This window comes from Xanthomonas sp. SHU 308, assembly GCF_000364645.1.
Taxonomy (GTDB): domain Bacteria; phylum Pseudomonadota; class Gammaproteobacteria; order Xanthomonadales; family Xanthomonadaceae; genus Xanthomonas_A; species Xanthomonas_A sontii.
Genome location: NZ_AQOK01000189.1, coordinates 1 through 828, shown reverse-complemented (window position 1 = coordinate 828; position 828 = coordinate 1). Strand labels below are relative to the sequence as shown.

Sequence of the window (828 nt, the reverse complement as noted above, 5' to 3'; positions counted from 1 at the left end):
TAGGGCCTGTTAACACTAATTGCGCGCAGGCGGCTCTCCATCGACACTGGGTCGATGGAGATCACAACAGCGCAATTCGCCCAGATCGAACACTGCTTGCCCCGCCAACGAGGCAACGTCAGCCTTTCAAACCTGCAAGTGCTCAACGCGATCCTCTATGTGGCCGAGCACGGCTGCAAGTGGCGCGGTCTGCCCAAGCGGTTTGGCAACTGGCACACCATCTACACGCGCATGAGCTGCTGGGCCAAGTCTGGCGTGCTCGACAAGGCGTTCGAGCAGTTGCAGCGCGCTCAGGTCGTCCAGATCAAGACCGAGTCCGTCTGCCTGGACAGCACCAGCGTGAAAGTGCATCCCGACGGCAATGGTGCTCGAAAAAAAACGGTCCGCAGGCTATCGGCAAGTCCCGCGGTGGCTGGAACACCAAGATCCACCTCGTCGCGGCCGACGCGCGCACGGCCATAGCGTTCTCGCTGTCGCCGGGCCAGGCGCACGATGCACCCGAGGGGCGAGAGCTGTTGAGGCGGCTGGGACCACCCAATCGCCCTCTTCACCTGATCATGGACCGCGCCTACGAGGGCAATGAAACCCGGCAGCTCGCACTCGATCTGGGCTTCGTCCCGGTCGTGCCGCCTCTGAGCACCCGCATCGAGCCCTGGGAGTACGACCGGGCCATGTACAAGCGCCGCAACGAGGTCGAACGCCTGTTCCGCAGGCTCAAGGGCTACCGCCGCATCTTCTCCCGCTTCGAGAAGCTCGACGTCATGTTCATCGCCTTCATCAGCTTCGCGCTGATCGCCGATGGACTGCGGTTGTGTTAACAGGCCCTAG

At 62.6% G+C, this 828-nt stretch carries 1 protein-coding gene and 1 pseudogene; both read left to right on the top strand.

Features of this window, described 5'->3' with window-relative positions; translation table 11 throughout:
- Positions 1–54: 54 nt before the first annotated feature.
- A pseudogene (locus D588_RS28460) lies at positions 55–210 on the top strand (transposase); the annotation flags it as partial.
- Positions 180–818, top strand: a complete 639-nt coding sequence (locus D588_RS27000) for an IS5 family transposase (protein WP_232764253.1) — start codon at positions 180–182, stop codon at positions 816–818. The pseudogene D588_RS28460 and the gene D588_RS27000, both read left to right, overlap by 31 nt.
- The last annotated feature ends 10 nt before the right edge of the window (positions 819–828 follow it).